The sequence below is a fragment of the Streptomyces panaciradicis genome, from assembly GCF_023516615.1.
Classification (GTDB): domain Bacteria; phylum Actinomycetota; class Actinomycetes; order Streptomycetales; family Streptomycetaceae; genus Streptomyces; species Streptomyces panaciradicis.
In genome coordinates this window covers 1-8159 of the sequence record NZ_JAMGBF010000242.1, presented here as the reverse complement: position 1 = coordinate 8159, position 8159 = coordinate 1, and the positions used below count along the sequence as shown (strand labels likewise).

Genomic DNA, 8159 nt, shown 5'->3' with positions numbered 1-8159 from the left:
ATCCGGACACACATGTATGTGGGGACTCTGTCCTTCGACCTGCTCCTCGGTGACGTCCGCTCGCTGAAGGAGAAACGCTCTCTCGTCCGTCCGATCGTGGCCGAGCTCCAGCGCAGGTACCCGGTGAGTGCGGCGGAGACGGGCAGTCAGGACCTCCACCGCAGGGCCGAGATCGGGCTGGCGATGGTATCCGGGGACACGGGACACCTCACCGACGTACTGGACCGCTGTGAGCGGCTGGTCGCGGCCCGGCCCGAGGTGGAACTGCTCTCGGTTCGACGCAGGCTCCACAGCGACGAAGACTGAAGCAAGCAGCAAGAGAAGTTACTAAGGAGACGGACCAGTGGCCGACAACGCGCGCGCCAAGAGGCTGGCGGACCTCATCCGAGAGGTGGTGGCCCAGAAGCTGCAGCGCGGGATCAAGGACCCGCGGCTCGGCTCCCATGTCACCATCACGGACACCCGGGTCACCGGGGACCTGCGGGAGGCGACCGTCTTCTACACCGTCTACGGCGACGACGAGGAGCGGGCCGCCGCGGCCGCCGGTCTGGAGAGCGCCAAGGGCGTGCTCCGCTCCGCGGTCGGCGCGGCGGCCGGCGTGAAGTTCACGCCGACGCTGACGTTCGTGGCCGACGCCCTTCCGGACACCGCCCGCACCATCGAGGACCTCCTCGACAAGGCGCGCGAGTCCGACGCGAAGGTGCGCGAGGTCTCGGCGGGTGCGGCCTACGCCGGTGAGGCGGACCCGTACAAGAAGCCCGGTGAGGACGAGGACGACACCGCCGAATGACGCAGAAGACCACCACGCCCGACGGGCTTGTCATCGTCGACAAGCCGTCGGGCTTCACTTCGCACGACGTCGTCGCCAAGATGCGCGGCATCGCGAAGACGCGCCGCGTCGGGCACGCGGGCACCCTCGACCCCATGGCCACGGGCGTGCTCGTGCTGGGCGTGGAGAAGGCGACCAAGCTCCTGGGCCATCTGGCGCTCACCGAGAAGGAGTACCTGGGCACGATCCGCCTCGGGCAGACGACGGTCACGGACGACGCGGAGGGCGAGATCACGGGGTCGCACGATGCCTCGAAGGTCACCCGGGACGCGATCGACGCCGGGATCGCCAAGCTCACCGGCGACATCATGCAGGTGCCGTCCAAGGTCAGCGCCATCAAGATCAACGGCGTGCGGTCGTACAAGCGGGCCCGGGAGGGCGAGGAGTTCGAGATCCCGGCCCGCCCGGTGACCGTCTCCTCCTTCGCGGTGTACGACGTCCGGGACGCGGTCGCCGAGGACGGCACCCCCGTCCTCGACCTCGTCGTGTCGGTCGTCTGCTCCTCCGGCACCTACATCCGGGCGCTCGCCCGCGACCTGGGCGCCGACCTCGGCGTCGGCGGCCACCTGACGGCCCTGCGCCGCACCCGCGTCGGCCCGTACAAGCTGGACGCGGCGCGGACGCTGGAGCAGCTCCAGCAGGAGCTCACCGTCATGCCCGTCGCCGAGGCCGCCGCGGCCGCGTTCCCCCGCTGGGACGTGGACGCCAAGCGGGCCCGGCTGCTGACGAACGGCGTACGCCTCGACATGCCCGACGAGTACGCCTCGGCGGGAACGGTCGCCGTCTTCGACCCCGAAGGCCGCTTCCTCGCGCTCGTCGAGGCGCACAAGGGCAAGGCGAAGAGCCTGGCCGTCTTCGGCTGACCGGGAGGCCGGTAGACCGGGGACCGGGGAGCCTGCCCGTGGAGCGGCGATCACGGGGTTGCGCCGCCGCTCCACGGTCCCCCCTCGGTTCCCCCACCCCTAGGGTGTATCCACCGACCCCCCGCTGTTCACCCGTGCGGGCAGGCGCTCGGAGTGAACCGGGGGAGCGGAAGGGGGCGCGTTCACCACGCGATCTGTCCCACCGATCACCGCACGCCTACCGTCGGGAAACAAGGCACGGATGTACGGCACAGGTGTACGGCGGGAGGTTCGCCATGGCGGCACGGGGCCCGCGAGGCGGAGGCGGTCACCGGGCGACGGCGACCGGGCCGGCGGCTCCCGGACCACCGCCGCACGAGCCCGGCGACGACGCTCTCGTCCGCATCCACGACCTCGCCGGGCGCCCCCGCGGCATCGGCTTCGTGGCCGACCACCACGGCACGGTGATCACCAGCCACGAGGCGGTCGACGGACTGCCCCGGCTGGTGCTGCGCGCCGACGGCGACCGCGACTGCCTGGTGACCGCGGAGGCGGTGACGGCACTGCCGGAGCTGGACCTGGCCCTCGTCCGCACCGAGGGCCTCGGCGTGCCGCCCCTGCCGGTCACCGTCCGCGAGCGCGTCGAGACCGGCACCTACGTGCGCCTTGCGGCCGGCCGCTGGCGCGAGGCGCGCGTCCTGGCCGCCACCGCCGTGACCTACGCGGCGACGGACCGCTTCCACGCCCTCGACGACGCCCTGGAACTGGCCATCGGCACGGCCGGGCAGGACGCGCTGCGGCTCGGCGGCGGTGCGGCCGGCGGCCCGGTGCTCGACGCCGGCACCGGCGCGGTCGTCGGCGTCCTCGGCACGGCCCTGCACAACGGCCACCGCGACACCGGCTTCGCCGTCCCCCTGCGCCCGGCACCCGCCGGCCCCCTGGCCGACCTCCTCGCCCTGAACGCGGCCACGGTCCCCGCCTACGGAGCCGACCTCAACCTCGCCGGGGTACTGGAACTGACGGCCACGTCGGTGGGGCAGGACGGCCCGGCGGGCACCCTGGCGGGGCACGTCGGCCGCATCGAGGGCGAGCCGGCGGCAGCGGTGCCGCCGGTCGAACGCACCGACACCGCCGGGCAGTTCACCTCCTTCACCCGAGCCGGCGCCCCGACGGCCGTCCTCGGCCTGGTCGGCGCACCGGGCAGCGGCCGTACGACGGAACTCGCCGCCCTCGCCGCCCGCCGCCACCACGGCGCCGCACCGGCCCCCACCCTCTGGCTGCGCGGCGCCGACCTGCGGGACGACGACACGTCCGTCGCGGACGCGGCCCGCCGCGCGCTGACCCGCGCCGCACGCATCGTCGCGGCGTCCGGGTCCGCCCCGGCGCCGGACCTCGGTGACCTCGGCCCGGACCGCCTGGCCCGGATCGCCCACGCCGCCGGCCGCCCCCTGCTGCTCCTCCTGGACGGCCCCGAGGAGATGCCGCCGGTCCTGGCCCACCGGCTGCCCGAGTGGACGGAGGGAACGGCGGCCTGGCTGCGGACGACCGGGGCGCGGCTGGTGGTGGCATGCAGGGAGGAGTACTGGGAGAGGGCCGGCGCGGAGTTCCCGCGGGAGCTGCTGTACGACCCCGGGGAGCCGGCCGTCGCCGGCGCGAAGCCCTCCCCGACGGGGGAGCCGCCGTGCGTGCGCCTGGGGGACCTCGGCGAGGACGAGGCCCGCACGGCCCGCGCACGCTACCGCGTTCCCGAAGACCTCCTGGACGGGCCGGATGCCCGCCATCCCCTCACCCTGCGCCTCCTCTCCGAGGTCCTCACCGCCGTCCCCGGCGACCCCGGCGCCCGTATGGACCGCTACGACGTCTTCTCCGCCCACCTCGACCTGGTGTGCCTGCGCATCGCCGTGCGCCTGGCCGCCGACAGCGGCCTGCGCGGCACCGCCGTACGCCGTCTCGCGGCCAGGGTCTGCGGCCAGGTCCACGAGGCCGCCCGGCGCAGCCTGGGCCCCGGCCAGGGCGAGCTGGACCGGGCGGCGTTCGAGGCGACCTTCCCCTGGGGGCAGGCCCCGGCACGACTCGGCGGCGGCACCGGCTGGGCCTCCGCCGTCCTCACCGAGGGCCTCCTCGTGCCCGCCGGCACCGGCTACCGCTTCGCCCACGAGGAGTTCGCCGACTGGATCCAGGGCATGCACCTCGACCTGGACGAGGCCCTGCGCGCCCTGGTCCACCGCCCGGCCGCTCCCGCACACCCCGTCCCCGTGCCGCACCACCGCATCGGCCCCGTCGTCCAGGCCCTGCTCCTGCTGGCCCGCGACCACGGCAGTCGCCGACTCGCCCTCCGCCTGGAGGAGCTGGCCCGCGCCCTGCACGGCGACCCCGACTCGTGGTGGGCCGCGCGCCTGCTCACCGAGACCCTGCTGCGCGTCCCGGACGCGACGCCGTACCTCGGCGTACTGCGGCAACTGGCCGACGGCCTCGCGGCATCGACGCGCACCGAGCGCGGTCCGCTCGGCCCCGCCTTCTGGACCGCCCTGCCCCTCCCCGAACCCGAGCGTCTCGACCTCCTGCGCCGCCTCCTGCCCGCCGACGGCCCCCCGCAGGACCCGGCGGCGGCCCACTCCCCGCGCTTCCTCGACGCCGCCTCCCGCCTCCTCGCCGCCGACCCCGCCGCCGTACAACCCCTGCTCACCCACTGGTTCGACGACGACCGGCCGCTCCCGGCGACCCCGCACGCGACCGTCGCCAAGGCGGCGCAGGCGCTGCTGCACACCCACCGGCACCTCGCCCTGGACGATCTGACCGAGGTCCTCGTCGACTGCGCGCACCGGCGGGCCGACGAGTTGCTCGCCGTGCTCGCCGAGGACGAACCCTCGGCCGTCTGCCGGGCCGTCGACCGGTGGGCGCACGACGAGCGGCCGGCCCGGCGGGTGGCGGCCGCCGCGTACGGGCTGCGGGCCGCCTCCCACGTCCGTACGGAGGCCGACCGCGAACTGCTGCGCTACGCGGCCCTCGCCCTGCTCGCCCGCCCCACCGACGCCGAGCTGCACGGCGCCGCGCTCGCCCTCCTCGTACGCGACCCCCGCACGCGTGCCCGCCATCTCCCGCAAGCGCTGCGGCACTTCGCGGCCGGGGACCCGCGGTTCCCGGCCGGCGCCCTCGTCGCCGCCCTGACCACCCACCCCGAACAGGTCCTGGACGCCTTCCGCCGACGGCTGCACGGGCCGGACGCCGGGGACGCGCTGCGCACCCTCGCCGACGTCACCACGCCCCCGCTGGCCCGCCGGGTCGCCCACCTGGTGCGCGAGGCCGTGGAGCGGCGCCCGGAGACCGCGGGCGACGTGGCCGCGTACGTCGACCGGCGCCTGGACCAGGGGCCCGAGGCGCGCGCCGTCCTGCTGCCGCTGGTCACCGGCCTCCTCGACGGCGGCCCGGAGGAGGTCCGCGCCGCCCTCGCCGCCGTACTCGCCGTCCCGGGCGCCGCCGCCTCCCGGCCGCTGCGCCGCGAACTCCTCGACTTCCTCCTCGCCCATGAACACGCCCCGGCCGTGCTGGACGCCCTGCTGCACGCCACCGCCCTCGCCGACGGCGAGGAGGTCCGCGACCTCGTCCACCGCACCGGCCTGCTGCTCGTCCGCACCCCCGAGGGCGCGGCCCGCTTCGACCGCGGCCTGGTGGACCTCGGCCGCCAGGTGCCCGGCTTCGCGGCCCGGATGGCCCGCTGGCTCACCGACAGCCCGCAGGCCTGGTCGGCGGTGGTGGGCCCCAGCACCCGCCGGATGATCGAGAACCTCGCGGGCGTCCGCGTCCCCGCCTGAACCGCTCCCCCCCCACGTGCGTCGGGTCACAGCCCCCATGCCGATGCGGGCGAGATGGGCCCGGCATGGCACCCTTAGACCTGCGTAACAGGTCGGTACACACGGACACGGGTTCGAGGAGCGGTCACAGTGCAGCGCTGGCGTGGCTTGGAGGACATCCCCGAGGACTGGGGGCGCAGCGTCGTCACCATCGGTTCCTACGACGGGGTGCACCGCGGGCACCAGCTGATCATCCGGCATGCCGTGGACCGCGCCCGCCAGCTGGGCGTCCCCTCCGTCGCCGTCACCTTCGACCCGCACCCCAGCGAGGTCGTCCGCCCCGGCAGTCACCCGCCCCTGCTCGCCCCGCACCACCGCCGCGCGGAGCTGTGCGCGGACCTGGGTGTGGACGCGGTCCTGATCCTCCCCTTCACCAAGGAGTTCTCGAAGCTGTCGCCGGCCGACTTCGTCGTCAAGGTCCTGGTCGACAAGCTGCACGCCAAGGCGGTCGTCGAGGGCCCCAACTTCCGCTTCGGCCACAAGGCCGCCGGGAACGTCGAGTTCCTCGGCGAGCAGGGCAAGGTGTACGACTTCGAGGTCGAGGTCGTCGACCTGTACGTCACCGGCGAGGCGGGCGGCGGCGAGCCGTTCTCCTCCACCCTCACCCGGCGTCTGATCGCCGAGGGCGACGTCCAGGGCGCCGCCGAGATCCTCGGCCGCCCGCACCGCGTGGAGGGCGTCGTCGTCCGCGGCGCCCAGCGGGGCCGGGAGCTCGGCTATCCGACCGCCAACGTCGAGACGCTGCCGCACACCGCCGTCCCTGCCGACGGCGTCTACGCCGGCTGGCTGCACGTGAACGGCGAGGCGATGCCCGCCGCGATCTCCGTCGGCACGAACCCGCAGTTCGACGGCACGGAGCGCACGGTGGAGGCGTACGCGATCGACCGCGTCGGACTCGACCTGTACGGGCTGCACGTGGCGGTGGACTTCCTCGCCTTCGTGCGCGGGCAGGCGAAGTTCGAGTCCTTGGACGGCCTGCTGGAGCAGATGGCCGAGGACGTGAAGCGCTGCCGCGAACTGGTGGCCGCCGCCGAGTAATCGCGGCGCCTCGCACGGCGTGACGACGAAGGGCGGCCAGTGCCTTCAGGCACTGGCCGCCCTTCGTCGTCACGCCGTGCGGGCTACTGCTGCGTCCAGCCCGGCGGTACGGCACCCGGCTGACCCTGCCGCGGGTCCTGCGGCGGCGCCGGCTGTTGCTGCTGCCAGCCCTGGCCCGGCGCGGGCTGCTGCTGCGGGGGCTGACCCCAGCCCTGACCCGGCTGCGGCTGCCCGGGCCGGCCGTAGAGCTCCTGCTGGGGGTGCTGCGGCTGCTGCGGCGGGGCCGGGTAGCCCTGCTGCGGCTGCTGGTACTGCATGTTGGGGTTGCCGAAGCCCTGCTGGGTACGGGCGATGTCCTCGGCGATCAGCGCCGCGAGGTCGAAGTAGGCCTCGCGCGTCTTCGGCCGCATCATGTCCAGGTCCACCTCGGCGCCCGCCGCGAGATGCTCGTCGAAGGGGATCACGACGACACCGCGGCAGCGGGTCTCGAAGTGGGCGACGATGTCCTCCACCTTGATCATCTTGCCGGTCTCGCGGACACCGGAGATCACGGTGACCGACCGCTGGACGAGGTCGGCGAAGCCGTTCGCCGACAGCCAGTCGAGCGTCGTCGAGGCGCTGCTCGCGCCGTCGACCGACGGGGTGGAGATGATGATCAGCTGGTCGGCCAGGTCCAGCACCCCGCGCATCGCGCTGTAGAGCAGACCGGTACCCGAGTCGGTGAGGATGATCGGGTACTGCTTGCCCAGCACGTCCAGCGCGGAGCGGTAGTCCTGGTCGTTGAACGTCGTGGAGACCGCGGGGTCCACGTCGTTGGCGATGATCTCCAGACCGGAGGGCGCCTGCGAGGTGAAGCGGCGGATGTCCATGTAGCTGTTGAGCTGCGGGATCGCCTGCACCAGGTCACGGATGGTGGCGCCCGTCTCGCGCCGCACGCGGCGGCCGAGGGTGCCGGCGTCCGGGTTGGCGTCGATCGCCAGGATCTTGTCCTGCCGCTCGGTGGCCAGGGTCGCGCCCAGCGACATGGTCGTCGTGGTCTTGCCGACACCGCCCTTGAGGCTGATGACCGCGATCCGGTAGCAGGACATCACCGGCGTACGGATCAGTCCCAGCTTCCGCTCCCGCTCGGCCTGCTCCTTCTTGGCTCCGAGCTTGAAGCGCGAGGGGCCCTGGTTGTTCTTGCGGGCCTTCGGCTGGTTGCGCAGCAGCCGGTCCGAGGAGAGCTCGACGGCGGCGTTGTAGCCGAGCGGCGTGCCCGGGGCGGCCTGCTGCTGCGGAGCGGCACCGGGACCGGCCTGCGGACCGGGGGGCGCGCTCCAGCCGCCCTGGCCGGCCGGGGCGCCCTGGTTGCCGTAGGGGCCGGGGGGCTGCTGCTGGGCGGGGGGCTGCGGGGCGGGCGGCTGTGCCTGCGGCTGCGGCTGCTGGGCCTGGTCGGGCTGGGGGTAGCCGTAGCCGGCCGGGGGCTGGGGCTGCTGGTGGGGCGGGTAGCCGTAGCCGGGCTGCGGAGGCTGGGGCTGGGGCTGGGGCTGGGGTTGCGCGGGGTGGCCGGGGGCCTGGGGGTAGCCGTATCCCGCTGCCGGGGGCGGACCCGGGTGCGGT

The 8159-nt window shown here is 74.6% G+C and carries 6 protein-coding genes; 5 read left to right on the top strand and 1 reads right to left on the bottom strand.

Features of this window, described 5'->3' with window-relative positions; all coding sequences use genetic code 11:
* Positions 1-12 precede the first annotated feature (12 nt).
* The 5 genes from M8J74_RS42580 (at position 13) to M8J74_RS42560 (ending at position 6560) form a co-directional block, all read left to right on the top strand.
* Positions 13-306 carry a DUF503 domain-containing protein gene (locus M8J74_RS42580; RefSeq protein WP_249841527.1) on the top strand — a complete coding sequence of 98 codons (294 nt, stop codon included), beginning with the start codon at positions 13-15 and terminating at the stop codon, positions 304-306.
* Between the two features lie 37 nt (positions 307-343).
* Positions 344-790, top strand: coding sequence for a 30S ribosome-binding factor RbfA (gene rbfA, locus M8J74_RS42575; protein WP_058922653.1), 447 nt, complete (start codon positions 344-346; stop codon positions 788-790).
* Positions 787-1692: a tRNA pseudouridine(55) synthase TruB gene (gene truB / locus M8J74_RS42570; protein WP_058922652.1), complete on the top strand. Its 906-nt coding sequence runs from the start codon at positions 787-789 to the stop codon at positions 1690-1692. Before rbfA ends, truB begins: the two co-directional genes overlap by 4 nt.
* A 275-nt stretch (positions 1693-1967) precedes the next feature.
* Positions 1968-5483: a trypsin-like peptidase domain-containing protein gene (locus tag M8J74_RS42565; RefSeq protein ID WP_249841526.1), complete on the top strand. Its 3516-nt coding sequence runs from the start codon at positions 1968-1970 to the stop codon at positions 5481-5483.
* A gap of 129 nt (positions 5484-5612) precedes the next feature.
* The gene (locus M8J74_RS42560; RefSeq protein WP_249841525.1) at positions 5613-6560 is read left to right on the top strand and encodes a bifunctional riboflavin kinase/FAD synthetase; all 948 of its coding nucleotides are present in this window, start codon (positions 5613-5615) and stop codon (positions 6558-6560) included.
* Between the two features lie 83 nt (positions 6561-6643).
* On the opposite strand, the gene M8J74_RS42555 is transcribed toward M8J74_RS42560, so the two are convergent.
* On the bottom strand, positions 6644-8159 hold a 1516-nt coding region (locus M8J74_RS42555; protein WP_249841524.1), incomplete at its 5' end, for a MinD/ParA family ATP-binding protein.